The organism is Kitasatospora sp. NPDC006697 (genome assembly GCF_042869935.1).
In the GTDB taxonomy this organism is placed as follows: Bacteria; Actinomycetota; Actinomycetes; order Streptomycetales; family Streptomycetaceae; genus Kitasatospora.
Genome location: NZ_JBIAGU010000010.1, coordinates 81,605 through 108,291 on the forward strand (window position 1 = coordinate 81,605; position 26,687 = coordinate 108,291).

Below are 26,687 nucleotides of genomic sequence, written 5' to 3' on the forward strand. Positions count from 1 at the left end.
CAAGGGTCGCCCGACGGGCGCACGGGTGGTGCGGCGGGGGCGTTCCGGGGCCCGGGGGTGCGCCGTGGCGGAGCGCCTAGGCTGGGCGCCATGTCTGCTTCGTCTGCGCTCACCGTCGGCTTCGACCTCGACATGACCCTGCTGGACACCCGCCCCGGGATCCTGGCGACCCACCGGATGCTCTCCGCCGAGACCGGCACCTTCATCGACGCCGAGCTGGCGGTCTCCCGGCTCGGTCCGCCGCTGGAGGTGGAACTGGCCAACTGGTTCCCGGCCGACGAGGTCGCCGCCGTCGCCGACCGCTACCGCGCGCTCTACCCGGAGCACGCCGTCGCCCCGGCCCTGCTGCTGCCCGGTGCGCTGGAGGCGGTCGAGGCGGTGCGCCGGGCCGGCGGACGGGTGGCGGTGATCACCGGCAAGTACGAGCCGAACGCCCGGCTGCACCTGGAGCACGCCGGGATCGCCTACGACGCCCTGGTCGGCGACCTCTGGGCGGAGACCAAGGGCGCCGCGCTGCGCGAGCTGGGCGCGGGCGTCTACGTCGGCGACCACCTCGGCGACATCCGCGGCGCCCGGGCGGCCGGCGCGCTCGCGGTGGGCGTGGCGACCGGTCCGTACGGCACGGCGGAGCTGGCCGAGGCGGGGGCGGACGTGGTGCTGGCCGACCTCACCGGCTTCCCGGCCTGGCTGGACGGCCACCTGGCGGCCACGGCCGCCTGAGCCCCCCCGGGGCCCCAGGGCGTCAGCCGGTCGCGGCCTCGGCCGCCCGGGCCGCCGCGTCGGCCCGGCGGCGCTGCGCGCGGGCCGAGCGGAACAGCCCGGCCAGCGCCAGCAGGAAGCCGAGCGGCATCGCCATGCAGGCCCAGTAGGCCGCGGTCGGCAGCGGGGTCAGATGGAAGAAGAGCGGCACGAAGGTGGCGATGGTGACCAGTGCGCCGAGCACGAAGACCACGCCACCGACCCGCACCAGGCGCTCGCCGGACTCCTGCACCGCTGACTCCTCCGCTGGGGGCTGCGGCCGGGGCGGCCGCAGCCCCCAGTCTGGCACGCGACGGCACCCGACCGCCCGGAGCTCCCCGGCGCCGTCCCCGTCGGCGAAGGAAAAGAACTCACCTGCCTCCGGCGGGCCGAACGACTAAACTGACCCCCCATCACCTGCGCGTATGCCCGCCCCGTCACTGCGTGCGGTTCGCCGGGGACAGGGAGTTTCGAACTCCCTGTGACGAGGGTATGCAGGTCTCGCACGGGGTCGCCCGATCCCGTCTTCCAGCCAGGGGGTGTGCCATGACGACTGCCAGCAGGCCGTCGCCGGTCCGCGCCGTGCCCTGGCCGCCCCGCCGCGCCAGAGCCGAGCGGAAACCCCGGGTCGGGTGCGAGTGAATCCCCCGAGCGTCCGTCGGCCCCGTCGCTGACGGCCGCCGCGCACCGGGCCCGCCCACGCACACGGCGGTCGACCGGTCCGCCCGTCCAACCCTTTCCCCCAGGCACCCGACGACGACGCCGGGATGCCTCCCCACCACACCGAGGACATTCGAGATGCCCACCGGCCAGGTCAAATGGTTCAACGAGACGAAGGGTTTCGGCTTCCTGTCGCGGGACGACGGCGAGGACGTCTTCGTCCACAGCAAGGCGCTGCCCGCCGGGGTGAGCACCCTGAAGCCGGGGCAGCGGGTCGAGTTCGGCGTGGTCGCGGGGCACCGCGGCGAGCAGGCGATGGGGGTCACCCTGCTCGATGCGCTCCCGTCGGTGGCCGCGGCCCAGCGCCGCAGCGCCGATGACATGGCGCCGATCGTGCAGGACCTGATCACCATGCTGGACGCGGTGCTGCCCGGGCTGCAGCACGGCCGCTACCCGGCCAAGCCGACCGGGCAGAAGCTGGCCCAGGCGCTGCGCGCGGTGGCCGACCAGTTCGACGTCTGAGGCGTCTGAGGCGTCTGAGGCGTCTGAGACGCCTGATGCGCCTGGGACGCCTGACGCCCGCTCGACGCACCGCTGCGCCGGTCCCTGTCGGGGGACCGGCGCAGCCGCGTTCACGCCCCGACCACTACGGGAAGGCCAGCGCCTCCGGCGCCACCGCCGGCACCAGACCCTCGGCCGCGGCCCGTTCCAGCAGCCCGCGCACCGCCGCGTAGCCCTCCTCGCCCAGCTCCGCCGAGAACTCGTTGACGTAGAGCGCGATGTGCTGGTCCGCCACCGCCGGGTCCATCTCCTGGGCGTGCGCCAGCACGTACTCCCGGGAGGCGTCCGGGTCGGCCCAGGCCGCCGTCACCGAGGCGCGGATCGCCGCGGCCAGTTCGCGCAGCCGGGCCGCGCCCAGCGAGCGCTTGGCGATGATCGCGCCGAGCGGGATCGGCAGGCCGGTCTCCGCCTCCCAGGCCTCGCCCATGTCGGCGAGCTTGACCAGCCCGTACTGCTGGTAGGTGAACCGCGCCTCGTGGATCACCAGCCCGGCGTCCACCCGGCCGTCCCGCACCGCCGGCATGATCTCGTGGAACGGCAGCACCACGATCCGGCCCAGCCCGCCCGGCACGGCCTTCGCGGCCCAGAGCCGGAAGAGCAGGTAGGCGGTGGACCGCTCGCTCGGCACCGCGACCACCTTGCCGGTCAGGTCGCCGGCCGCGTCCTCCGGCCTGGTCAGCACCAGCGGACCGCAGCCGCGCCCGAGCGCCCCGCCGCAGGGCAGCAGCGCGTACTCGTCCAGCAGCCAGGGCAGCGCCCCGTAACTGACCTTCAGCAGCTCCAGCTCGCCGCGCTCGGCCAGGCCGTTGGTCACGTCGATGTCGGCGAAGAGCACCTCGGGCGCCTCGGCACCCGGCACCCGCCCGTGCGCCCAGGCGTGGAAGACGAAGGTGTCGTTGGGGCAGGGCGAGTACGCGATCCGCAGCGGCTCAGCCATGTCGGGCCTCCTCGGCCAGGGTGTCGTACGGGAGGGCGGCGAAGGCCCGGCCGAGCGCGGCCAGCGCCTCGCCGATCCGCCAGGCCGCGCGGTCGCGCGGGCCCACCGGGTTGGAGACGGTGCGCAGCTCCAGCACCGGCACCCCGTGCCGGGCGGCGGCCTCCGCCACCCCGAAGCCCTCCATCGCCTCGGCCACCGCGCCCGGATGGCGCCGGGTCAGCTCGGCGGCCCGCTCGGCGCTGCCGGTGACGGTGGAGACGGTCAGCACCGGGCCCAGCACCGCCCCGGTGGCCCGGGCCAGCAGGGCGGCGGTGGCGGCGGGCGGGGTGTGCACGACGGTGCCGAAGCCCAGCTCGGCAACGTCCAGGAAGCCTTCGGGGGTCTGCGCGCCCAGGTCGGCGGCGACCATCCGGTCGGCCACCACGGTGGCGCCGACCGGCGCCAGCGGGGCGAAGCCGCCGGCGATCCCGGCCGAGATCACCAGCGGGTGCGGCTCGGCGGCCAGCGCGAAGGCGGTGGCGGCGGCCGCGGCGGCCGGGCCGACCCCGGCCGTCACCACGGCCAGCCGGCCGGCGGGCGCGGCGGCCAGCACCGCCTCGGCCTCGGCGGCCACCGCGACGACGACGAGCAGCCGGCCCGGGCGGGCCGACTGCTCGTCGGGGGAATGCGGCAGGGTCACTGGCCCTGCGAGGAGTCGCCGGAGGCGTCGGCGGCACCGACCGGCGCCGCGTTGTTCTTCAGGTTGATGAACCAGACGGCGAGGATGCCCGGCTTCTGCTGGTCCGCCGTCTTCGGGTCGAACTCGATGACGGTCAGCTGGGTGTCGCGGACCTGGGTGAGCACGCTCACCGCGGGGGTCAGGCCGGAGAAGGTGCTGCCCTTCTGGTAGGCCTGGATCTGAGCACTGCCCTGGCCGCCGCCGCCGTTGGTGTAGGCCCGCCAGCCGTTGTTCGCGCTGTCCGGGTCGATGCCGACGCCGATCCGGTCGGAGGTCTTGACGGCCACCGACGGGAACTTGGTCGGGTCGTTCGCGATCACGCTGCAGTTCTTGTTCGCCGCGTCGTCCAGCGGCTTGCCGTCGTTGTAGCAGGACGGCGTGAAGGCGTGCGAGTCGCGGCCGACGGTGACGGTCACCTTGGTGGTGGTCGGCGCCTTCTGCCCGGTGGCGTAGGCGATGGACCCGCCGAGCGTGCCGGCGCCGATCACGACCACGGCGCCGAGGGCGGCGATGACACGGGTGCTGAGGCTCATGGACGAAGGCTATCCAACTCCGGCGCTCACGCTACGCGGGGGTGCGGTGCGCCACCGCGAACGCCCAGTCGGACCAGGCTCAGCACCGTCCACAGCAGCGCCACGCCGAGCACCCCGGCGGCGATCGACAGGCCGAGCGTGCCGTTCAGCGGCAGCAGGATGCCGACCGTGCCGCCCGCCACCCAGGCGAGCTGCATCAGGGTCTCCGAACGGGCGAAGGTCGAGGTGCGCACCGCCTCCGGCACGTCGCGCTGGATCAGCGAGTCCAGCGCCAGCTTGGCCAGCGAGGCGGCGATCCCGGCCACCGCCGCCACCACGGCCACGGTGATCAGCCCGTACCAGACCGCGGCCGCGACCGAGGCGGCGGTGGCGGCCAGCAGCATCGCGGTGATGGTCGCCTCCGAGCCGCGGCTGCGCAGCCAGGAGCCGAACACCGAGCCGAGCGCGTTGCCGCCGCCCGCCGCCACCGCGAGCACCGCCAGCGCCGCCGTCGGTGCCAGGCCGCCGACCGGGTCGACGCGCAGCAGGAAGGCCAGGAAGAGGGTGAGGAAGCCGTTCAGGCCGCGCAGGGCGGCCACCGCGCGCAGGCCGAGGATCACCGCCGGGCCGACGGTGCGCAGCCGGCCCGTGGGACGGTGGGCCTGGCCCCCGGTCCCGGGCTGCGCCGCGGCCCGGGCCTGCTCGGGCTCGAACGGCTCGGCGTGCAGCACGGCACGCTCCTCGCCCTTGGCCGAGTCCACCTTGTGCGGCAGGTGGAAAGCCATCAGGGTGCCGATCACGAAGACCAGGAAGGCGCCGCGCAGCGGCCAGGCCGGCCCGATCAGGTGCAGCCCGCCGCCCACCGCGGCGGCCACCCCGGTGGCCAGCAGGCCGGCCAGGGTCACCCGCGAGTTGGCCTTCACCAGCGTCACCCGGGCCGGTTTCAGCCGGGGGACCACCACGCTGCGCACCACGCCGTAGGCCTTGGAGGCGACCAGGCAGCCCAGCGCCTCCGGGTAGAGCGCCAGCCCGCCGCCCACCACCGAGCCCGCCATCGTCCAGGCGAGGAAGGCCCGGACCAGCATCGCCATCGCCATCGCGGCCCGGCGGCCGTGCGGCAGGCGGTCCAGCAGCGGGCCGATCACCGGGGCCAGCACGGCGAACGGGGCCATGGTGATCAGCAGGTAGAGCGCCACCCGGCCGCGGGCCTCGCTGGTCGGGACGGAGAAGAAGATGGTGGAGGCCAGCGCGACGGTGATCAGCATGTCGCCGAAGGAGTTCAGCGCGTGCAGCTCGATCAGCTTGGCCAGGCCGGACTCGCCCGCGCCGTCCGCCGAGGTGGCCTTGCGGATCCGGCGGCCGGTGCCGTGCACCACCCGGCCGGTGCCCAGGCCGGCGGCGGAGGCGCCGCGGACCAGCAGGGAGCGGCGGGGGGCGGTGTCGACCGGGGCGCTCTCCGGGGACTCGCCGGGCGGCGCGGGCTTTTTGGCGAGGTCCACGGGCACCGGCTCGGTGAGATCCACGGGCACCGGCTCGGTGAGGTCCGCGGGCAGCGGTGTGCCGTCCGCCGGCCGCGGGTTCTCCTCCGCGGCGGGGACCGGAAGCTGCTGTCGCGGCACGGCACCCGCCTCCGACGCCGCCGGTTCGGCCGCACGGGGTCCCTCGGGACCGGGCTCGTCCGGGCCTGCGGAGTGCAGGGCGCGCTGCGACGGATTCTCTTCCGCCACACAGGCCATCCTGCCTGACAAACCGGGCGGGGACGAGGGATTGGCACCTACTCGGCGCGGCTGACCGGGCCCCGGGGTTGTCCATACCAGCTCGCCGGGCTGTCGCCGAGACCTTCCCGACGGGTAGCCTGCTGTCCGCGTACCGCTGTGCCGGAACGCGCGGCTCCGCGGTCAGCCGTCGCAACCGGCGGCGCGGCCGGTCCGCGCGGGACGCCCGGTCACGCAGAATAGGGGCGTTGAGCTGGTAGGACCCGCACCGCGCCGCCCCGGCGGCCAGGAGGTCCCGAACGGCCCGGGCGAGCCACCGGGTGACTAGGCTGCAGGCAAGAAGACTGGAGAGAACCGACGCCGTGAGTGCTGCGATGCGAAGCCGTATCCCCGACCGGGTCTGCGCCGAGGCCGTCGAGATCGCCAGGCAGGCAGCAGTGGAGTCGGTGGGCGCCGAGTCGGTCGGCGCGCACCTCTCGGCCGTGGCCGAGGCGGAGCGGGTGGTGACCCACACCTTCGAGTGCCTGGACCCGGCCTACCGCGGCTGGCGCTGGGCGGTGACCGTGGCCAGAGCGCCGCGCGCCAAGCTGGTCACCCTGGACGAGGTGGTGCTGCTGCCCGGCCCGGACGCCGTGCTGGCGCCGCAGTGGGTGCCGTGGAGCGAGCGGCTGCGCCCGGGCGACCTGGGCCCCGGCGACCTGCTGCCGACCGACGCCGACGACCTGCGGCTCGAGCCGGGCTGGACCGGCGACGACGAGCCCGCGCCCAACTCGGCGGTCTTCGACGGCGAGGAGGACCTGGTGGTCTCCGACCCGCACGTGCAGCCCGCGCCGGCCCGCGCGGAGATCGGCGCGCTCGCGGACGAGCTGGGCATGAACCGGGCCCGGGTGCTCTCCCGGCTCGGCCTGCACCTGGCGGCCGACCGCTGGGAGAAGGCGCACGGCCCGCAGACCCCGATGGCCCAGTCCGCCCCGGCCAGCTGCACCTCCTGCGGCTTCCTGATCCCGATCGGCGGCTCGCTGGGCCAGGCCTTCGGTGTCTGCGGCAACGAGTTCGGCCCGGCCGACGGCCAGATCGTCTCGCTCGCCTACGGCTGCGGCGGCCACTCCGAGGCCGCCGTCCTCCCGGCCCCGCCGGTCCCGGCCGAGCTGATCCTCGACGAGACGGTGGTCGAGCCGCTGCACCTGCACCCCGACCGCACGGCCGGCTCGGTGGAGCCGGACGCGCCGGCGGAGGAGCTGGGGCACTCCTAGGCCTCACCCGCACCTGGCGGAGAGCCGTCGGCCGAATGGCCGGCGGCTCCGTCGTTTCCCTCCCGGCCCGCCCGCCCCGTGGGCCCCGGGGGAGGGTGTCGGTGAAACGCGAGAGAATGCCCAGCGGTAGGAGTGTCCGGGGACAGACGGGGAAGGCGGCGGTCCAGTGGAGCCTCGCATCATCGGTGCCAGCAGTGACGAGCAGATCGGGGACCCGTTCGGGACGGCCGAGCTGCGGCGGCGGGTGCTGGATGCCTGGACGGCCTCCCCGGCCAGATTCCGGGAGGACGCCAACGCCGAGGAGGAGCTGGCGCTCGGCGGCTACCGGGACCGCCTGGTCATCGAGCTGGCGCAGAACGCCGCCGATGCCGCCGCGCGGGCGGGGCGCGGGCCCGGGCGGCTGCGGCTGACCCTGCGGGACGGCGTGCTGGCCGCCGCCAACACCGGCGCGGCGCTGGACGCGGCCGCCGTGGAGTCGCTGGCCACCCTGCGGGCCTCCTCCAAGCGGGCCGACGCCGCGCCGACCGTGGGCCGGTTCGGCGTCGGGTTCGCCGCCGTGCTCGCCGTCAGCGACGAGCCGGCCATCGTCGGGCAGGCCGGCGGCGCCCGCTGGTCGCTCGCCGAGGCGCGTGACCTGATCACCCGCCAGGCGGCCGAACGACCGGAGCTGGAAGAGGAGTTGCGCCGCCGCGACGGCCACCTGCCGCTGCTCCGGCTGCCCTTCCCGGCGGCCGGCGAGCCGCCGCAGGGCTATGACACCGTGGTGCTGCTGCCGCTGCGCGACGGCGCCGCCGAGGACCTGGCCCGCACCCTGCTGGACGGCATCGACGACGCCCTGCTGCTCACCCTGCCCGGCCTGGGCGAGGTGGTGGTGGAGACCCCCGACGGTGCCGTGCGCACGCTGACCCGGGCCGCCGCCGAGTACGACCCCGACGGCCTGGCCGAGGTGCTGATCACCGATCAGTCGGGCGACCGGTCCGAGCAGTCCCGCTGGCAGACCGTCACCGCCACCGGCGCGCTGGACCCGGCGCTGCTCACGGACCGTCCGGTGGAGGAGCGGGCCCGCCCGTTCTGGACCATCACCTGGGCCGTGCCGGTCTCGGCCGCCGGCACCCCCGAGCCGGTGCCGGTCACCCCGGTGCTGCACGCGCCGACGCCGAGCGAGGAGCCGCTGGGCGTGCCCGCGCTGCTGATCGCCTCCTACCCGCTGGACTCCACCCGCCGGCACACCGCCCCCGGCCCGCTCAGCGACTTCCTGACCGAGCGGGCCGCCGACGCCTACGCCGCGCTGCTCCGGTCCCGCGGCGCCGACCTGGGCTCGCTCTCGCTGGTGCCGGCCCCGCTGGGCCGGGGCGCGCTGGACAACGCGCTGCGGGCGGGCATCCTGGCCCGGCTGCCGGAGACGCCGTTCCTGCCGCACCCGGTCGCCGTCGAGGAGGGCACCCCGGCGCTCCGGCCCAAGGACGCCACGCTGCTGGAGGGGGCCGACTCCTCGGTGGTCGAGGCGCTGGCGCCGATCTTCCCCGGGCTGCTGCCGGCCGGGCTGGAGCGGCGGGCCGAACTGCGGGCGCTGCAGGTGCGCCGGGTGCCGCTGGCCGAGGTGGTGGACCAGCTCGGCGGCCTGGAGCGGGAGCCGGCCTGGTGGCGCAGCCTCTACGGGGCGCTGGCCGCCGCGGACCCGGAGGCGCTGGGCGCGCTGCCGGTGCCGCTGGCCACCGGCCGGATGCTGACCGGGCCGCGCCGGGTGCTGCTGCCCTCGGAGGACGCGGACTGGGCGGGTTTCCCCGGCTACCCGGAGGCGCTGGCCGAGGCGCTGGACCTGCTCGACCTGCGGCTGGCCCACCCCGATGCCGCACACCCGCTGCTGGCCAAGCTGGGCGCCGCCCAGGCGACCCCGGCGGGCGTGCTGGGCACGCCCGAGGTGCGGGCCGCGGTGGCCCGCTCGCTGGACCTCGGCGAGGAGGACTTCGACGCCGCGGTGGACCTGGCGGAGGCGGTGCTCGGCCTGGTGAAGGCGGCCGAGGCGAAGCCGGGCGACCACCCGTGGCTGGCCCGGCTGGCGCTCCCGGACGATCGCGGCGACCTCGCCCGGGCCGGTGAACTGGTGCTGCCCGACAGTGCGTTCGGCCACCTGGTGCGCCCGGACGACGCGCCGTTCGTGGATGACGAGCTGCTGGACCGCTGGGGGAGCGAGGCGCTGGCGGCGGTCGGCGTGCTGGGCGACTTCGTGCTGGTCCGGGCCGAGGACGCGGTGCTGGATCCGGACGACCTGGAGCGACTCGACCCGACCGCGCCCGCCGACCGGGCGGTCGGCGGCACCCCGACCGGGCTGCTGGACGAGGCGCCGGACGGGCTCGCCGACTGGTGCGAGGAGGTGCTGGAGGCGCTGGACGCCGACCAGGCCGAGCTGGGCGTGCCGCCGGTGGCGGCGGAGCTGCTGGCGGTGCGCGACCTGGACCTGGTGGACGACCAGGCCTGGCCGGAGGCGCTGGCGCTGCTGGCCCGGCCGCCGTACCGGGACGCGGTGGTGGCGCCGGTGCGGGCGCTGCTGCCGGACGGGCGGTACGCCGACCTGCCGCCGTACACCGCCTGGTGGCTGCGCGACCACCCGGTGCTGGACGGGCGGGAGCCGGCCGGGCTGCGGGCGGCGGGCGCCGACTGGCTGCTGCGCGGGCTCTACGACGAGGCCCGCACCACGCTGGACCCGGAGTTCCTGCACGCCCTCGGGGTGCGCACCACGCTGGCCGCGCTGCTGGCCGAGCCGCACGGCTCGGAGGAGCTGCTGGACCGGCTGACCGACCCGGACAGCGAGGTGACGCACCGCCAGCTGCACGGCATCTACACCGCTCTGGCGGGCGTCGAGGCGGAGCCCCTGGACGTGGTCCGGGCGCTGCCGCCGCTGGACCCGGAGACCGGCCGGCGCCCCGCGCACACCGTGGTGGTGGACGCCACCGAGGCGGTGGTGGCCGACGCGCCCGACCTGGTGGAGCTGCTGCACCCGTACCCGCTGGTGCCGGTGGCGCCGGGCCGGGCCGCGGCGCTGGCCGAGCGGCTGCACGTCTCGCTGGCCAGTGAGATCGCCGGCGGGCGGGTGCTCTCCGAGGGCACCCTGCACCGGGTCTCGCCGTTCGTCCGGGAGCTGCTGCCCGGCTGCCCGGCGGCCTACGAGGAGCACGAGGAGCTGCTGGTGGTCGGCCCGGACGGGGAGGAGGCGGCGGTCGGCTGGCGCTGGGACGCGGCGGCGCCGAGCCCCGAGCTGCCCTACGACCCGGAGGACCCGGAGGAGGACGCGGAGGACGGCGAGTTCGAGGTGGAGCCGGTCCGCGGGCTGCTGCACGCGGCCACCCCGGAGGGGCTGGCGGCGGGCCTGGCCTGGTCGGTGGGCCAGTGGCACCGCCGGTTCGAGGTGCTGGCCGCGCTCACCGAGCCGGACCGGGCCTACGAGCTGTCGGCGGCACGGGACTTCGAGGGCTGAGCACGGGCTCGCCCGGGCGGGCGCGAACGGCCCGCCCGGCCGGGACCGCGGGGGACCGGTCTAGGGTGGCGATCATGATCGACACAGCAGAGCGCAGCTTCCTCTTCCTGCTGGCGAGCGCCCGGCTCGACGGCAACACCGAACTGCTCGCCCGTCGGGCCGCCGCCGCGCTGCCCGCCGGGACCGGGCAGCGCTGGCTGCGGCTGAGCGAGCACCGGCTCTCCCCGTTCCCCGACCGCCGGCACGAGGGCGACGGCGGGTACCCGCGGCCGGAGGGCGCCGAGCGGGTGCTGCTGGAGGCCACCCTGGCCGCCACCGACGTGGTGATCGCCTCCCCGCTCTACTGGTACAGCGTCTCCGCCGACGCCAAGCCCTACCTGGACCACTGGGCCGGCTGGATGCGGGTGCCCGGCTACGACTTCCGGGCCCGGATGGCCGGCAAGACGCTCTGGGGCGTGACCGCGCTCTCCACCGAGGAGTTCGAGGTCGCCGACCCGCTGGTCGGCACCCTCCGGCTGAGCGGCGAGTACCTGGGGATGCGCTGGGGCGGCGCCCTGCTCGGGCTGGCCAACCGCCCGGGCCAGGTGGCCGGGGACGAGCGGGCGCTGGCGGCCGCCGACCGCTTCTTCGGCTAGCCCCTGGGACGGGCGGGCCGGGGCGGCCGGGCCTGCTGGTCCAGGCTGCGTCTGACGAAGTGCCAGACCACCTCCAGCACCAGGCCGGCGGCCACGGCGATGAGCACCCCCGTCCAGGGGTCGCGGAAGCCGACCAGCTTGAGCTGGAAGAAGTCGGAGAGCCAGGGGACCAGCAGGATCACCGCGAACGCCCCGCCCATCGCCCCGATCAGCAGCAGCCGCCACCAGGTGTAGGGCCGGGCGATGATGGCCAGCACCCAGATCGCCACCAGGAAGAGCGTCAGGGTGGCGACGCTGGTGTCGGCCTTGGAGTCGGTGGCGTGGTCGGCCCGGGCCAGGGTGTAGGAGACGAAGGTGGCCGTCCCGCAGATCAGGCCGCCGGGCACGGCCAGCCGCAGCACCCGCTGGACGAAGCCGGTGCGGGCCCGCTCGCTGTTCGGCGCCAGGGCGAGGAAGAAGGCCGGGATGCCGATGGTCAGCGAGCTGAGCACGGTGGAGTGCCGGGGCAGGAACGGGTACGGCACCTGGGTGAAGACCACCAGCAGGGCCAGCAGGACCGAGTAGACGGTCTTCACCAGGAAGAGGCTGGCGACCCGCTCGATGTTGCCGATCACCCGGCGGCCCTCGGCGACCACCGAGGGCAGGGTGGCGAAGCTGTCGTTCAGCAGCACGATCTGCGCGACGGCCCGGGTGGCGTCGCTGCCGGAGCCCATCGCCACGCCGATGTCGGCGTCCTTGAGGGCCAGCACGTCATTGACCCCGTCGCCCGTCATCGCCACGGTGTGGCCGCGGGACTGCAGGGCGCCGACCAGCTCGCGCTTCTGTTGCGGGGTGACCCGGCCGAAGACCGTGGCGCGCTCGGCGGTGTCGGCGAGCGCGGCCGGATCGCCGACCGGCAGGGTGCGGGCGTCCACCGGGTGCTCGGCGCCGGGCAGCGCCAGGCTCGCCGCCACCGCGCCGACCGAGACGGCGCTGTCGCCGGAGATCACCTTGGCCTGCACCCGCTGCTCCTCGAAGTAGCGCAGGGTGTCGGCCGCGTCCGCCCGCAGGCGCTGGCGCAGCACCACCAGGCCGAGCGGGGTCAGCTCCTTCGCCGGATCGGGCCCGTCCAGCGGAAGCGTGGTGCGGCCGAGCAGCAGCACCCGCAGGCCCTGGGAGCCCAACTCGTCGGCGGCCTCCAGCGCCGGGTGGCCGGCGGGCAGCAGCACGTCGGGCGCGCCGAGCAGCCAGCTCGCCTCCCCGCCGCCCGGCTCCCGCAGCTGCCCGCCGCTCCACTTGCGGGCGGAGGAGAACGGCACCGCCTCCAGCACCCGCCACTGCTCCCGCTCGGGCCCGCCCTCGCCGAAGGCCTCGATCACCGCGCGCATGCTGGGGTTGGGCCGGGCGTCGGCCGAGGCGAGCACGCCGAGCACCTGGCCCAGCACCTCGGGGCCGACCCGGTCGGGGTCGAGCGGGCGCAGCTCCTGCACGTCCATCCCGCCCTCGGTGAGGGTGCCGGTCTTGTCCAGGCAGACCGTGTCCACCCGGGCCAGGCCCTCGATCGCGGGCAGCTCCTGGACCAGGCACTGCTTGCGGCCGAGCCGGACCACGCCGATCGCGAAGGCCACCGAGGTGAGCAGCACCAGGCCCTCGGGCACCATCGGCACGATGCCGGCGACGGTGCGGCGCACGGCCTCCCTCCAGTCGTTGTGCTCCACCGTCCACTGGCTGATGATCAGGCCGATCGCGGTCGGGATCAGCAGGTAGGTGATGTACCGCAGGATGGTGTCGATGCCGGTGCGCAGCTCGGACTTGACCAGGGTGAACCGGCTGGCCTCCTCGGCGAGCCGGGCCGCGTAGGCCTCCCGGCCGACCTTGGTGGCGGTGAAGGCGCCGGCGCCGGCGACCACGAAGCTGCCGGACATCACCTCGTCGCCCGGGTGCTTGTGCACCGGGTCGGGCTCGCCGGTGAGCAGCGACTCGTCGATCTCCAGGCCCTCGGCCTCGGTGACCTCGCCGTCGACGATCACCTTGTCGCCGATGCCGAGCAGCACGGTGTCGCCGAGCACGATCCCGGCGGTGGCGACCTGGGTGGCCTGGCCGTCCCGGCGGACCGAGGGGCGGGCCTCGCCGATCAGCGCCAGGCTGTCCAGGGTGCGCTTGGCGCGGACCTCCTGGATGATGCCGATCGCCGTGTTGGCGACGATGACCAGGCCGAACAGCCCGTCCTGGATCGGGCCGACCACCAGGATCACGGCGAAGAGCGTGCCGATGATCGCGTTGAACCGGGTGAGGACGTTGGCCCGGACGATCTCGCGCACGGAGCGGCTGGACCGCACCGGCACGTCGTTCACCTGGCCGCGGGCCACGCGCTCGGCGACCTCGGCACCGGTCAGCCCGCCGGGGCGGGCGGGGGCCAGGCCGAGGGCGCGGGCACCGGGCGCGGTGCCGTCCGAGGGGAGCGTCATGGCAACGACTCTACGGGCGGCAAATGTCCGGTGCGTCCTCCTTTGAGCCGAAGGCGGGTCGGCCGCTGGGTTGATGCCGGGTCAGCTGGTCGGCGGGGGTGCGGCGCGCCGCCGACGGCCCGTCAGGCCTGCTCGGCGGCCTGCCGGCCGCGCTGGATCGCGGCCCGCCGGGCCCGGCAGTACCAGAGCCCGATCAGCCCGAGCAGCCCGCCGGCCAGGCAGATCCACGGCCAGTTGCCGTGCCCGTGCCGGCTCAGCGCGGAGTGGAACGGCAGCAGCACCAGGAAGCCGAGGAACCAGAGCACCGTGCCGCCGCCGACGATCTTCACGTCGTCGGCCTCGAGCGGGGGCGGAGCGGGGTGCAGCGGACTCTTGGGCATGGCACGTAGCGTACGGGGTCGGCCCACCCGGATGGCGTTGGTCTACGCGCGAAGATGGCGCGTGCACGACGGAACGACACATACTGAGGGTTCCTCCACCCCCATCTGAGGATGTTCCATGCCTTCCGTGGCCCAGCCGACCGTGGAGTCGCCCGAGCCCCAGGCGCCCACTCCCCCCACCGGCGCCCTCGACCGCTACTTCAAGATCTCCGCGCGCGGCTCCAGCCTGGCCCGCGAGGTCCGAGGCGGCGTCGCGACCTTCTTCACCATGGCCTACATCCTGGTGCTGAACCCGATCATCCTGTCCAACGCGGTGGACGTGAACCACCACACACTGAGCTTCCCGCAGCTGGTCACCGCCACCGCGCTGACCGCCGGTCTGACCACGCTGCTGATGGGCGTGATCGGCAACGTGCCGATCGGCCTGGCGGCGGGCCTGGGCGTCAACACCATCGTGGCGCTCCAGCTGGCCCCCAAGATGACCTGGCCGGACGCCATGGGCATGGTGGTGCTGGCCGGCTTCTGCATCATGCTGCTGGTCGCCACCGGGCTGCGCGAGCGGGTGATGAACGCCGTGCCGCTCGGGCTGCGCAAGGCGATCGCCATCGGCATCGGCCTCTTCATCACCCTGGTGGGCCTGGTCGACTCGGGCTTCGTCAGCCGCATCCCGGACGCCGCCCACACCACCGTCCCGCTGGAGCTGGGCAGCGGCGGCCACCTGCACGGCTGGCCGGTGCTGGTCTTCGTGGTCGGCCTGCTGCTCACCCTGACCCTGGTGGTCCGCAAGGTCCCCGGCGCGATCCTGATCTCCATCGCCGTGATGACCGGCGCCGCCCTGGTGATCCAGCAGCTGGCGGGCCTGCCCACCGGCGCCTGGGGCCTGACCGTCCCCAAGTGGCCCGGCAACCCGGTGGCCACCCCCGACTTCGGCCTGGTCGGCAAGGCCAGCCTGTTCGGCGGCTTCCACCACGTCGGCCTGCTCACCGGCATCCTCTTCGTCTTCACCGTGCTGATGAGCTGCTTCTTCGACGCGATGGGCACCATCCTCGGCGTCGCCGACGAGGCCCACCTGCTCGACAGGAACGGCGACCTCCCCGGCATCAACCGGGTCCTGATGGTCGACGGCATCGCCACCGCGGCCGGCGGCGCCACCTCCGCCTCGGCCAACACCTGCTTCGTCGAATCCACCGCCGGCGTCGGCGAGGGCGCCCGCACCGGCTTCGCCAGCCTGGTCACCGGCGCGCTCTTCCTGCTCGCGCTGTTCCTGACCCCGCTGGCCACCATGGTGCCCGCGCAGGCGGCCACCCCGGCCCTGGTCACGGTCGGCTTCCTGATCCTGGCCAACTCGATCCGCGAGATCGACTGGTCCGACTACACGATCGCGGTGCCGGCGTTCCTGACGATGGTGCTGATGCCGTTCACGTACTCGATCACCAACGGCATCGGCATGGGCTTCATCAGCTTCTGCGTCCTGCGGATCGCCACGGGGCGGTGGAAGAGCGTGCCGGTGGCGCTGTACGCGGTGGCGGCGGTGTTCGCCTTCTACTACATGATGCCCGCGCTGGGGATCGGGCAGTAGCACCCGCGGGAGCGGCCGTCCGGGAGGCACCAGGCCTCCCGGGCGGCCGTTCTGCCATCCTCCTGGCGGCGGGGGCGGGTCGTCCGTGGGGGGTAGGCGGGATTCAGGGGCATTTCGGGGTCGCTCCCCGATACCGGCGGGGCGGGGGGATTGGGAGCCTGGGAGCATGCTGAGCGTGCTGCGGGGAACCAGGGCGAGGGTGCTGCGGCTGCGCGGGGTGACCGTGCTGGCCGTCGGAGTGGTGCTGGCCGTGCTGAGCGGGCTGCTGGCCATGGCGGCCGCGCCGGTCGGGGTGGCCGCGGTGGTGCCGGTGCGCTGGTTGCTGCTGGCCGAGCTGGGGGTGCTCGGTGCGGTGATGGCGCTGGTGGCCGCGGTGGTGCCCGCACGGCGCAGGTGACCGGGCGTCGGACGGCCGGAAAGCGCGCTGTGTAGCCCAGTTGGCTATGGGCATACTGCCCCCTGACGGAGTGAGGGGGCACTGCCTGATGGTGCGATGGGATCCGGCCGCGATCGATGAGGCGGACTTCCTGCCCGAGCCGTACCAGACGGCGGACCGGATCTCGGTGGACGGGCAGCGGCAGACCCTGCTGTGGTACCGGGGCATGATCGTGATGCTGGTCTTCGCCGCCGCGGTGGGTGCCGTCACCGGCTGGCGCTCCACGGTCGCCCCGCTGGTCTCGGTGGCCGCCTTCCTGCTGGGCGGCTTCTTCTGGTTCCGGCTGCGCGCCGCCAATCCGCAGGCCCGCTGGTTCGAGGCGCGGGCGGCGGCCGAGTCGTTGAAGACCCTGGCCTGGAAGTACACCGTGCGGGCCCGCCCGTTCGGCGGTCCGGCCGACTCCGCCGAGCTGGACGAGGAGTACCGCGAGCAGGTGGCCGAGGTGCTGCGCACCTTCGAGGAGTCCGGGGTGCTGCCGGACGGCTCCGCGCCGGAGATCACCGAAGGGATGCGGGAGCTGCGGGCGGCTGATCTGACGGCCCGCCGGATGATGTACCTGCGGCTGCGGGTGGAGGGCCAGCGCACCTGGTACCTGGCGAAGGCCAACGCCGCCGAGTCGCAGGCGGCCAGCTGGAACCTGGGCACCGCCGCGCTGATCATCCTCGGCGGGGCGGCGGCGCTGGCCCAGGCCGCCGGGGCGATCCACACCAGCCTGTTCGGCGCCTTCGCGGCGGCCGCCGCCGCGATCATCGCCTGGACCCAGCTGAAGCAGCTGCGCCCGCTGGTCTCCGCCTACCGGCTGGCCGCCAAGGAGCTGGACGCGGTCTGGGCGAAGATCACCACCCTGGACCTGGCCGACCCGGACGCCGAGGCCGCCTGGACCAAGCTGGCCGGCGACGTGGAGGACGCGGTGGCGCGGGAGCACACCAGCTGGCGGTCCAGGCGGGCCTTCCCCCGCTGAGCGGAGGAGAGGGAGAGGCGGGAGGAGGAGAGGCGCGGCCCCTGCGGGCCGCGCCTCCGGCGCATGGGTGAAACGATTTTTAATTAGCGAGGGTAATGACGTAGGCTAAGGATCATGTCCGAGATGTCCGAGGGGGACCTGGCGGCCGTGAGCCAGCTCCGGTCCTCCGTGATGCGCCTGGCCCGGCGGCTGCGCCACCAGCACGTCGAGCACTCGCTCAGCCCCACCGAGATGGGGGTGCTGGGCACGTTGGCCAGGTGCGGGAGTGCCACTCCCGGGGAGTTGGCGCGGCGGGAGCACGTGCAGCCGCCGTCGATGACCAGGATCATCGCGATGCTGGAGGAGAAGGGGCTGGTGCGGCGAGAGTCGCACCCGCAGGACCGGCGGCAGGTGGTGGTCAGCATGACCGACCAGGCCGCCGAGATCCTGGACGAGAGCCGGCGCCGGCGCAACGCGTGGCTGGCCGAGCTCGCCTCCCAGCTGACCGAGGAGGAGTGGGCGGCGGTGCGGGAGGCGGCTCCCGCGCTGTACAAGCTCGCCCACCTCTAGCGGCCCCCTGCTCGGACATCGGCACGGAGCGACGCGAACGAGAGGACCCACCAGATGAGCAAGGGAAGCCATACCAGCGACCCCGACGAACGCACCGCGGCGGCCGAGACCGCCGCGCCAGGCCCCACAGGGGCACGCTTCACCCGCCCGGGAGGGATGTTCTCCTCACTGCGGGTGCGCAACTACCGGTACTTCTTCGCCGGACAGATCGTCAGCAACACCGGCAGCTGGATGCAGCGGATCGCCCAGGACTGGCTGGTCCTGAGCCTGACCGGCAGCCCGTTCGCGGTGGGCGTCACCACCGCCATGCAGTTCCTTCCCACCCTCGTCCTCGGCCTCTTCGGCGGGGTGCTGGCCGACCGGATGCCCAAGCGGCGCCTGCTGATCGCCACCCAGGGCGCGATGGGCCTGCTGGCCGCCGCGCTGGCCGTGCTCACCGTCACCGGCACGGTGACCGAGTACTACGTCTACCTGTTCGCGCTGCTGCTCGGCCTGGTCACCGTGGTGGACACGCCCACCCGGCAGGCCTTCGTCTCCGAGATGGTCGGTCCCCGGGACCTGGCGAACGCGGTGAGCCTGAACGCCGCCAACTTCCAGACCGCGCGGCTGGTCGGCCCGGCGGTGGCCGGTCTGCTGATCGCCGCCGTGGGCAGCGGTTGGGCGTTCGCGCTGAACGCGCTCTCCTTCGCCGCCGTGATCGGCGGCCTGCTGGCGATGCGGCCGGGCGAACTGCGCCCGGTGGACCGGATTCCGCGCGAGCGGGGCCAACTGCGCGAGGGACTGCGGTATGTGAGGGAGCGTCCGGACCTGATGTGGCCGCTGGTGCTGGCCGGGTTCATCGGGACCTTCGGCTTCAACTTCCCGACCCTGCTCTCCGGTTTCGCCTACCGGACCTTCCACGTCGGCCCCGGCCTCTACGGCCTGCTGAACACCGCGATGGCGTTGGGCTCGCTGGCCGGCGCGCTGTTCGCGGCCCGCCGCGGCACCCCGCGGCTGCGCTGGCTGACCGGTGCGGCGCTGGGCTTCGGCCTGCTGGAGGTGGTCGCGGCGGTGGCACCCGGCTACTGGAGCTTCGCCCTGCTGCTGACCCTGGTCGGGATCTTCGGCCTGACCTTCAACACCGCCGTCAACTCCTACGTGCAGCTGGCCACCGACCCGGAGATGCGCGGGCGGGTGATGGGCCTGCTGGTACTGGTCTTCACCGGCGGCACCCCGGTCGGCGCGCCGCTGGTGGGCTGGGTGACCGACGCCTACGGGCCGCGGATCGGCCTGCTGGCCTGCGGCGCGGTCGCCGCGCTGGCCGCGGCGGCGGTCGGCCTGGTGCTGGCCCGCTGCGCCGACCTGCGGCTGCAGGTCGACCTGCACCGCGGCAACGGCGGCCGGGTGGTGGCCTTCGTGCCGCGCGCCACGGGTGTCGAGCGGGAACTGGCCACCGCCTGCTGACGGTTGCAAGGTCAAGAGAGTGTGACGAAGGTCCGGGCACCAAGTGCCCGGACCTTCGTCCGTACCCAGCTGGACAGTTGCGGCCGGTCCGCCGCCTGCTGGAGCTGACGTGTCGTCAGAAGGTTTCGCCTCGTGCACATCTCGTGCCCACCTGGGACACCATTCGTTCATCGTCACGGTGTCCGGCCTTCGCTTAACGGAGTGTGAGAATCCGCCCGTGCCCAGGACCGTTCATTCTCGGCCACGGAGCGCACCGCTCCGGCATCGCCGAGCGCCCTCGCGACCAGCCGCGATGCGCTCGGCGCGGCGTTTTCCAGGCGTGGGAGGCGGGACTGCGACATGGGGCAACCGAGATTTCTGATCGTCAGCAGACCGGCGGTCCGCAGCGTCTCCGCGCTCGGCGACATCCGCCGCAGTGAGACGGTCTGGCAGCTGGTCGGCGCCAACAACCGCAGCCTGGGCCGCAGCCACGGATCCTTCGGCGACGTCCCGTCCTGCCAGGCGGCGATCCGGCGGATGGTGAGCGGGCTCCCGCAGTGCCGGCCCTCGCTGCAACTGGTGGAGCACGGCCGGCTCTGGACCTGGCGGCTGGAACTCGACGACCAGGTGCTGGCCGTCTCCGCCCGCTCCTACCGCCGCCAGCGCGAGTGCCAGTACAACCTGGAGGGCTTCCTCAACGCGGCGCACACCGGCGAGCCGGCCCGTGAGCGCTCCGGCAGCCCGCAGCCCCGGCCCTGGCGGGGCTCCCTGTGACGACGCATCCGACCGCCGGCCCGACCGCGCACCCGACCACGCACCCCACCACTCTCCCGCAGCGCGACCCGGCCGCCGCGGCCGCCGAGCGCCCGCGCCCGCTGGTGGCCCGGAGCAGCCTGGTGGACCGCCTCTTCCTGCTGGTCGCCCGCGCCGGCGGCACCCTGGTGCTGGCCGTGATGGTCTCGCTCGGCGGCTACCTGGCGCTGCGGGCGAGCGGCGCGCTGCGCACCGCGGGCCTCTCCTTCCTCACCACCCAGGAGTGGAACCCGGATGCCGGCCGGGGCCACTTCGGCATCGCCGCCGTGCTGACCGGCACCGTGCTGATCGGCGCGATCGCCGTCTCGCTGGCCCTGCCGCTGGCGCTCGGCTGCGCGCTCTACATCAGCGAGTACGCGCCGCGCCGGCTCAAGCGCACCCTGATCGGCCTGGTCGACCTGATGGCCGCGGTGCCCAGCGTGGTCTACGGCCTGTGGGGCTTCGTCCTGCTGCAGTACCAACTGGCCGGCACGGCACGGTGGATCTCCACCTACCTCGGCTGGATCCCGCTGCTGAAGGTGACCGGCACCGACCCGGACGACCCGCTCAGCCCGCCCACCGTCTACGTGGCCTCCAGCGCGATGGCCGGCACCGTGGTCGCCTTCATGATCACGCCGATCATGTGCTCGATCATGCGGGAGGTCTTCGACCAGGCCCCGGCCGGCGAGCGGGAGGGCGCCTACGCGCTGGGCTCCACCCGCTGGGGCATGATCCGCTCCGTCGTGCTGCCGTTCGGCCGCGGCGGCGTGATCGGCGGCACCATGCTCGGCCTGGGCCGGGCGCTCGGCGAGACCATCTCGGTCTACCTGATCCTCTCCATGCACTTCGAGATCCGCTGGCACGTGCTGCAGACCGGCGGCAGCGCGGTCGCCCCGCTGATCGCGCTGCGCTACGGGGACTCCTCGCCCTTCGCGATCTCGGCCCTGATGGCGGCCGGGCTCGCCCTCTTCCTGCTGACCCTCGTGGTGAACTTCGCCGCCGCCGCGGTGGTCGCCCGCAGCCGTTCCGGAGCCGCCTCGTGACCACCAGCCAGCCGCCGCGGACCACCGTGGTGCCGCGCCCCGCGCCGGGCAGCGGCGACGCCGTGCCGCGCCGCCGCACCGGCGGGCAGCGCCCCGGCGACCGTTACGCGCTCTGGGGCTCGATGGCCGCCGCCCTGGCCGCCACCGCCCTGCTCTTCCAGCGCTTCGCGCCGTTCGACGGACCGATCGGCTTCGCGGTCTGCGCCTGGCTCACCTTCATGGCGCTGTACGCGCTGGTGATCTCCCGGGAGGAGCGCGGCCCGGCGGTGCGCGACCGGCTGGCCGCCGCCGTGGTGCACTCCATCGCGGTACTGCTGCTCGGGGTGCTGGCCTGGATGGTCGGCTACATCTTCACGCAGGGTTTCAAGGCGCTGCGGAACCTGAACTTCTACAGCCAGGACCTGGCCGTCACCAGCCCGCTGGACCCGCTGACCAAGGGCGGCGCGCTGCACGCGATGGTCGGCACGCTGAGCCAGATCACCGTGGCGCTGGCCATCACCATCCCGCTCGGACTGCTCTGCGCGATCTTCCTGAGCGAGGTGCCGGGCCGGTTCGCCGCCTTGGTGCGCACCGTCGTGGAGGCGATGACGGCGCTGCCCTCGGTGCTCGCCGGACTCTTCGTCTTCGCGGTGCTGGTGCTGGGGCTGAAGGAGCCGCGCTCCGGCTTCGTGGCGGGCGTCGCGCTCTCGGTGATGATGCTGCCGATCCTGATCCGGGCCGCCGACGTGGTGCTGCGCCTGGTGCCGGCCTCGCTGAAGGAGGCCTCCTACGCGCTGGGCGCGGGCCGCTGGCGCACGGTCTGGACGGTCACCCTGCCCAGCTCCCGCTCCGGCCTGGCCACCGCGATCATCCTCGCCGCGGCGCGCGGGATCGGGGAGACCTCGCCGGTGCTGCTCTGCTCCGGCTACAACAAGGGCCTCAACTCCGACCTGTTCCACGACCCGCAGGCTTCGCTGCCGCTGATGGCCTTCACCCTGGTCAAGTCCCCCGAACCGGCCCAGGTGGCCCGCGGGTTCGGCGCGGCCGCACTGCTGCTGGGCCTGGTGCTGCTGCTCTTCGCGGTCGCCCGGACCCTCGGCGGACGCGGCGCCGGGAATCTGAGTGGCCGTCAACTCGCGCGTCGGGCAAGGCAGTCCGCCGCCGATCTGGCGCGCATCCAGTCCGCCCCCGCCCACCCGGTCGCCGACCCGGTGGCGCCGCCGACCGCAACCGCACGGAAGGAATCCCCGGTGTCCAGCCGCCGCCTCCTGGCGTTCTTCACCGTCCTCGGCATCCTGGCCGCCACCCTGCTGCTCGGCGGCACCCCGCGGGCCATGGCCGACAACTACTTCCGGATCACCGGCGCCGGCTCCACCTGGAGCGGCAACGCGCTGGACGCCTGGACCAGCAACGTCAAGCAGTACGGCATGACGGTCTACTACGACGAGCAGGGATCCTCCTACGGCCGGGCCCAGTTCAAGGCCGGCGCGGTGGACTTCGGCGTCTCGGAGATCCCCTACGGCCTGACCGACCAGGGCCAGGTGGACCCGGCGCCGAGCTGGCCGATGGCCTACCTGCCGATCGTCGCGGGCGGCACCTCGTTCATGTACAACCTGAAGATCAGCGGCAAGCAGGTCACCAACCTGCGGCTGTCCAGCGCGACCCTGGCCAAGATCTTCACCGGCAAGGTCACCACCTGGAACGACCCCGCGGTGGCCGCCGACAACCCGGGCCTGAAGCTGCCCGCCATCCCGGTGCGGCCGGTGGTCCGTTCGGACGGCTCCGGTACCACGGCCCAGTTCACCGCCTGGCTGGCGAACACCCAGCCGGACCTGTGGAACGACTACTGCAAGCGGTCCGGCCGGGCCGCGCCCTGCGGCTTCACCTCCTTCTACCCGCTGCTGCCGGACAGCAACTGGCCCGCGCTCGGCACCTCGATCGCGGTGGCCAAGACGGTGGCGGAGGACGCCAACGTCGGCACCATCACCTACGTCGAGTACTCCTACGCCCGGGGCAACAACTTCCCGGTGGTCAAGGTGCTCAACGACGCGGGCTACTACGTGGAGCCGACCGGTCCCAGCGTCTCGGTGGCGCTGCAGAAGGTGCAGATCGCGGCGGACCTGACCGAGAAGCTCGACGGCGTCTACCACAACACCGACCCGCGCTCCTACCCGCTCTCCAGCTACAGCTACATGTTCGTGCACACCTCCACGGACGGCACCACCTTCACCGCGGACAAGGGCCACACGCTGGCCGCCTTCGGCTACTACTTCCTCTGCGAGGGGCAGAAGCAGGCGGACAGCCTGGGCTACTCGCCGCTCACCGCCAACCTGGTGCAGGCCGGGTTCCAGCAGCTCGCCAAGATCCCCGGCAGCGAGGCCCGGCAGTTCGACCCGGGCCAGTGCAGCAACCCGACCTTCGGCCCGAACGGCAGCAACCCGTTCGCCGACAGCGCCGCGCCGCCGCCGGCCTGCGACAAGCAGGGCAGCCAGAGCCAGTGCCCCGGCGGCACCGGCGGGGCGCGGTTCGACACGGCGGTGGCGGCCGTCCCCGGCGGGGGCACCGGCGGCTCGACCGGCGGTACCGGCGGGACGGGCGGCACCGGTGGCACGGGCGGTACGGCGGGCGGCGGAGGCGGAACGGCCGGCGGCAGCGGCAGCGGCAGCGGCACCGGCGCCGGCTCCGGCGGCACCGGGACGAAGGCGAACGGCAGCGCGGGCGGTACCGGTGGCACCGGTGGTACCAGCGGCGGCACGGGCGGTACCGGCGGCTCGACCGGCAGCGGCGCGGGCGGCGCGGGCGGCGCGGGCGGTTCCGGCGGTACCGGTGGCGGCACGTCAGGCGGCACCGGCGGCACCGGTAGTACGGCCGGCGGCCCGGCCGCCGGCGGCGGCAGCGCGGGCGGCGACCCGGCCGACCCCGCGGCTGGCGGGTCCGGCGGCGACGGCTCGGGCGGCTCGGGCGGCTCCGGCGGCAGCGGCGGCTCCTCGGGCGGCGGCCAGAGCCAGCTGGCCGGCGACCCGGTGGCGATCGGCGTCGCCTCCGGCAGCGGCCTCCAGCACGCGCTGATGGCGGTCTCGGCCCTGCTGCTGGGCCTGGTGATCGTGCTGCCGCCGCTGCTCGGCCGGAAGTTCTCCGGACGGGGGGACCGGCGGTGACCCGGCGCGCCACCGCCCCGGCCGCGCCCGTCCGGCGGGCGCTGCGCACCGTCGCGCTGCTCGGCGCGCTGCTGGCGGTGCTGGCCGGCCTGATGCTCTCCACGGCGCCGGACGGCCCGCCGCAGCAGGTGGCGGCCACCGACTCGGCCTCGCCGTCGATCCCGGTGGACCCCGTCACCAGCAGTCCGCAGCCGATCGGCGGCAGCGCCCCGGCGGACAGCAGCGCTCCGGTGCCGGTCACCGTCCAGGGCACCGGCGACTTCGCCGGCCTGTCGGTGACGGTCGCCCAGACCACCCACCTGGTGGACCAGGTGGTCAGCGTCTCCTGGACGGGCGGCAAGCAGACCAGGCCGAGCCCGATGTCCTTCGGCACGGACTACCTGGAGGTCATGCAGTGCTGGGGTGACGACCCGTCGGGACCGGACCGGACCCAGTGCCAGTACGGCGGCCTGCGGGGCGACTCCCGGGGCGGCGGCTACGTGCCCAGCCGCCAGCTCAACTACGGCAGCACACTGGTCGATCCGGCCGAGCCGCTGAAGCAGACCAGCCCTAACCAGAACGTCTACGTGCCGTTCGCGCCGGTCAGCGGCGCACCGCCCGAGACCGGCGCGGCCAGCTCCTACTTCGACGCCGAGGCCACCAACGAGGTGCCCTACGCGCCGACCCACGCCGACGGCTCCGGCCAGCTCTTCTTCGAGATGCAGACCGGCCAGGAGGCCCCCGGCCTGGGCTGCGGCCAGACGCCGGCGGGTCAGCCCGGACCGTTCACCGAGGGCCGCAAGTGCTGGCTGGTGATCGTGCCGCGCGGCGAGCTGGAGGTGGACGGCAAGCCGCCGGTGGGCAACTCCGGCATGCTGCAGTCCTCGCCGCTCTCCACCGGCAACTGGAAGAACCGCCTGGTGGTGCCGCTGCACTTCGAACCGGTCGGCAGCTCCTGCCCGCTCGGCAGCTCGGAGCGGCCCACCCTGGGCACCGAGCTGGCCTCGGAGGCGATGGTGCGCTGGCAGCCGCTGGTCTGCCAGCAGTCCAACGAGCTCTTCAGCTACCTGATGCTCTCCGACACGCAGGCCCGGCGGAAGCTGACCGACCCGGGCTCGCCGGGCCTGGTCTACCTGACCTACCCGCTGCCCCAGCCGGAGCAGACCCCGGGACGGACGCCCGTCTACGCGCCGGTGGCGCTCTCCGGCCTGACCATCGCCTTCGACGTCGAGAGCCAGTCCTCCTCGCTCACCCCGGCCGACAAGCGCGCCCTGGACGGGCAGCGGATGCCGGAGATGAACCTGACGCCCCGACTGGTCGCCAAGCTGATCACCCAGAGCTACCAGTACGCGGTCAGCCCCGGCGATCCCGGCATCCCGGCGAAGAACCCGCGGGACCTCACCACCGACCCGGAGTTCCTGGCGATCAACCCGAAGTTCCAGGGCCTCTACTTCCCGTCCGGGATCCCCGACATGCTGCTGCCGCAGACCGACTCCGACACCACGGCCGCGGTCTGGGCCTGGCTGCTGGCCGACCCGGACGCGCGGGCCTACCTGAACGGCACGCCGACCCCCAACGGCGACAGCATCAACCCCGACTACGCGGGCGGAAAGGTCGACTTCAACCGGGACAGCTACCCGAAGGCGGACGGCTACTGCCAGGCCTTCCCGAACGACCCGAACAACCGGCCGCCGTGGTGCACCTTCGACTCGCACCCGTTCTCGGCCTCGATGCTGGACGGCGCCCGGGCCTGCGCGCGCGGCGACACGCTGTCCAAGAACATCTGGGACGCCACCACCATCCCCGGCCAGCTGAAGAAGGGGCCGCCGCAGGCCCAGGGCCTGCGCGGGGTGATCGCCCTGACCACCACCTCGCTGGCCGACCGGTTCGGGCTGACCACCGCCAGACTGCAGAACCCGGCCGGCGAGTTCCAGGCGCCGACCGACCAGACGCTGCTCACCGAGGCCTCCGCCTCCCAGGGCCCGGCCATCGACCCGGCGGTCGAGGTGCCCGGCGGCTACCCGCTGACCTTCATCACCTACGCCGCGACCGTGCCCTCGGCGCTCACCCAGGAGGACGGCGCCGCCTACGCCGACCTGCTGCGCTACGCAGCCGGCGCCGGGCAGCAGCCGGGTGTGGCGGCCGGTCAACTGCCCTTTGGCTACGTGCCGTTGCCGCAGGTGATGCGCGACCACCTGCTCGGCGCGGCGCAGGCGGTGCAGGACGGTGCGGGCAAGCCCGACCCGGGTGCCACCGCACCGGCCACGGCCTCGCCCACCCCGGCGGCATCCGGCTCGCCGCCACCGCCGCCCGCGACCGGCGGGGCCGGTGCCGCGCCGTCGGACGGCGGCTCCCCGCCGCAGCCCTTCCTGGCCGGCACCGCCGCCGGCGCGACGGCGCCGTCCGCCGCACCGGCGGCGGGGGCGGCCCCGGTGGTCCGTGCGACCCCGCCCGCGGCCGGCGCGGCGGACTCGCCGGCCGGCCCCTCCCCGACCCCGAGCCATTCGGTGGTCACCCTCTCCCCGATCGTGCGGGCCCAGTCGACCGCCCGTACCGCGCGAACCCCGGTCGGCGGCCTCCGCTACGTCCTGCTCGGCGCCTTGGTCGCCGGGCTGTTCGCGGCGGCCGGGGGGTTCGCGATCCCGCGGCTGAGCCGCGGCAGGCGCTCCTGACGGCCAGTCAGGAGCCGGTCCGCGGCCCGGCCGGCACCACGGTTCGTCCCGTCCCTCCGCTCATCCAGCACCACCTCGACCCAGCT

21 protein-coding genes are annotated in these 26,687 nt (G+C 74.4%); 14 read left to right on the top strand and 7 right to left on the bottom strand.

Annotation, left to right across the window (positions count from 1 at the left end):
* Positions 1-90: 90 nt before the first annotated feature.
* Entirely contained in the window at positions 91-720 is a 630-nt protein-coding gene (locus tag ACFYNO_RS16050) for an HAD family hydrolase (RefSeq protein ID WP_388011606.1), read from the top strand.
* Positions 721-742: 22 nt separating this feature from the next.
* Here the strand turns inward: ACFYNO_RS16050 and ACFYNO_RS16055 are convergent, their stop codons facing one another.
* A complete protein-coding gene (locus ACFYNO_RS16055; protein WP_388011608.1) occupies positions 743-991 on the bottom strand; it encodes a hypothetical protein in 249 nt (82 codons plus the stop codon).
* Between the two features lie 545 nt (positions 992-1,536).
* On the opposite strand from ACFYNO_RS16055, the gene ACFYNO_RS16060 reads away from it, so the two are divergent.
* Positions 1,537-1,920: a cold-shock protein gene (locus tag ACFYNO_RS16060; protein WP_388011610.1), complete on the top strand. Its 384-nt coding sequence runs from the start codon at positions 1,537-1,539 to the stop codon at positions 1,918-1,920.
* Between the two features lie 124 nt (positions 1,921-2,044).
* Here the strand turns inward: ACFYNO_RS16060 and ACFYNO_RS16065 are convergent, their stop codons facing one another.
* The 4 genes from ACFYNO_RS16065 to ACFYNO_RS16080 are packed head-to-tail and all read right to left on the bottom strand — an operon-like array spanning position 2,045 to position 5,517.
* The gene (locus ACFYNO_RS16065; protein WP_388011612.1) at positions 2,045-2,896 is read right to left on the bottom strand and encodes a 1,4-dihydroxy-6-naphthoate synthase; all 852 of its coding nucleotides are present in this window, start codon (positions 2,894-2,896) and stop codon (positions 2,045-2,047) included.
* Positions 2,889-3,575: a futalosine hydrolase gene (locus ACFYNO_RS16070; protein WP_388011614.1), complete on the bottom strand. Its 687-nt coding sequence runs from the start codon at positions 3,573-3,575 to the stop codon at positions 2,889-2,891. The genes ACFYNO_RS16065 and ACFYNO_RS16070 overlap by 8 nt, the downstream gene beginning before the upstream one ends.
* A complete protein-coding gene (locus ACFYNO_RS16075; RefSeq protein ID WP_388011616.1) occupies positions 3,572-4,147 on the bottom strand; it encodes a hypothetical protein in 576 nt (191 codons plus the stop codon). The genes ACFYNO_RS16070 and ACFYNO_RS16075 overlap by 4 nt, the downstream gene beginning before the upstream one ends.
* A 26-nt stretch (positions 4,148-4,173) precedes the next feature.
* Positions 4,174-5,517 carry an MFS transporter gene (locus ACFYNO_RS16080; protein WP_388011920.1) on the bottom strand — a complete coding sequence of 448 codons (1,344 nt, stop codon included), beginning with the start codon at positions 5,515-5,517 and terminating at the stop codon, positions 4,174-4,176.
* A 698-nt stretch (positions 5,518-6,215) separates the two neighbouring features.
* Between ACFYNO_RS16080 and ACFYNO_RS16085 the strand changes: the two genes are divergently transcribed.
* The 3 genes from ACFYNO_RS16085 to ACFYNO_RS16095 all read left to right on the top strand — a co-directional run bounded on the left by ACFYNO_RS16085 (position 6,216) and on the right by ACFYNO_RS16095 (position 11,204).
* Complete coding sequence (locus ACFYNO_RS16085; protein WP_388011618.1) at positions 6,216-7,094, top strand: DUF3027 domain-containing protein; 879 nt, start codon at positions 6,216-6,218, stop codon at positions 7,092-7,094.
* 166 nt (positions 7,095-7,260) lie between these two features.
* Entirely contained in the window at positions 7,261-10,569 is a 3,309-nt protein-coding gene (locus ACFYNO_RS16090) for a sacsin N-terminal ATP-binding-like domain-containing protein (protein WP_388011620.1), read from the top strand.
* A gap of 74 nt (positions 10,570-10,643) precedes the next feature.
* A complete protein-coding gene (locus ACFYNO_RS16095) occupies positions 10,644-11,204 on the top strand; it encodes an NAD(P)H-dependent oxidoreductase (RefSeq protein WP_388011622.1) in 561 nt (186 codons plus the stop codon).
* Here ACFYNO_RS16095 and ACFYNO_RS16100 read toward each other — a convergent pair.
* Together ACFYNO_RS16100 and ACFYNO_RS16105 are read right to left on the bottom strand one after the other, a co-directional pair.
* On the bottom strand, positions 11,201-13,651 hold the full coding sequence (locus ACFYNO_RS16100) for an HAD-IC family P-type ATPase (protein ID WP_388011624.1): 2,451 nt from the start codon (positions 13,649-13,651) through the stop codon (positions 11,201-11,203). The genes ACFYNO_RS16095 and ACFYNO_RS16100 overlap by 4 nt on opposite strands.
* 122 nt (positions 13,652-13,773) lie before the next feature.
* A complete protein-coding gene (locus ACFYNO_RS16105; protein ID WP_388011626.1) occupies positions 13,774-14,031 on the bottom strand; it encodes a DUF2530 domain-containing protein in 258 nt (85 codons plus the stop codon).
* Between the two features lie 118 nt (positions 14,032-14,149).
* On the opposite strand from ACFYNO_RS16105, the gene ACFYNO_RS16110 reads away from it, so the two are divergent.
* The 9 genes from ACFYNO_RS16110 (at position 14,150) to ACFYNO_RS16150 (ending at position 26,601) form a co-directional block, all read left to right on the top strand.
* Entirely contained in the window at positions 14,150-15,610 is a 1,461-nt protein-coding gene (locus tag ACFYNO_RS16110) for an NCS2 family permease (RefSeq protein ID WP_388011628.1), read from the top strand.
* Positions 15,611-15,776: 166 nt separating this feature from the next.
* The gene (locus ACFYNO_RS16115) at positions 15,777-16,007 is read left to right on the top strand and encodes a hypothetical protein (RefSeq protein WP_388011630.1); all 231 of its coding nucleotides are present in this window, start codon (positions 15,777-15,779) and stop codon (positions 16,005-16,007) included.
* A gap of 88 nt (positions 16,008-16,095) precedes the next feature.
* Positions 16,096-17,007 (top strand): DUF4231 domain-containing protein, encoded by a 912-nt coding sequence (locus ACFYNO_RS16120; protein ID WP_388011632.1) that lies wholly within the window; start codon positions 16,096-16,098, stop codon positions 17,005-17,007.
* Between the two features lie 114 nt (positions 17,008-17,121).
* Positions 17,122-17,556, top strand: coding sequence for a MarR family winged helix-turn-helix transcriptional regulator (locus ACFYNO_RS16125; RefSeq protein WP_388011634.1), 435 nt, complete (start codon positions 17,122-17,124; stop codon positions 17,554-17,556).
* A 54-nt stretch (positions 17,557-17,610) separates the two neighbouring features.
* Positions 17,611-18,999 (top strand): MFS transporter, encoded by a 1,389-nt coding sequence (locus tag ACFYNO_RS16130; RefSeq protein ID WP_388011636.1) that lies wholly within the window; start codon positions 17,611-17,613, stop codon positions 18,997-18,999.
* A gap of 339 nt (positions 19,000-19,338) precedes the next feature.
* Positions 19,339-19,752, top strand: a complete 414-nt coding sequence (locus ACFYNO_RS16135) for a hypothetical protein (RefSeq protein ID WP_388011638.1) — start codon at positions 19,339-19,341, stop codon at positions 19,750-19,752.
* A complete protein-coding gene (pstC, locus tag ACFYNO_RS16140) occupies positions 19,749-20,813 on the top strand; it encodes a phosphate ABC transporter permease subunit PstC (RefSeq protein ID WP_388011640.1) in 1,065 nt (354 codons plus the stop codon). Before ACFYNO_RS16135 ends, pstC begins: the two co-directional genes overlap by 4 nt.
* A complete protein-coding gene (gene pstA / locus ACFYNO_RS16145) occupies positions 20,810-23,950 on the top strand; it encodes a phosphate ABC transporter permease PstA (RefSeq protein ID WP_388011642.1) in 3,141 nt (1,046 codons plus the stop codon). The genes pstC and pstA overlap by 4 nt, the downstream gene beginning before the upstream one ends.
* On the top strand, positions 23,947-26,601 hold the full coding sequence (locus tag ACFYNO_RS16150; protein ID WP_388011644.1) for a hypothetical protein: 2,655 nt from the start codon (positions 23,947-23,949) through the stop codon (positions 26,599-26,601). Before pstA ends, ACFYNO_RS16150 begins: the two co-directional genes overlap by 4 nt.
* Positions 26,602-26,687: the final 86 nt, after the last annotated feature.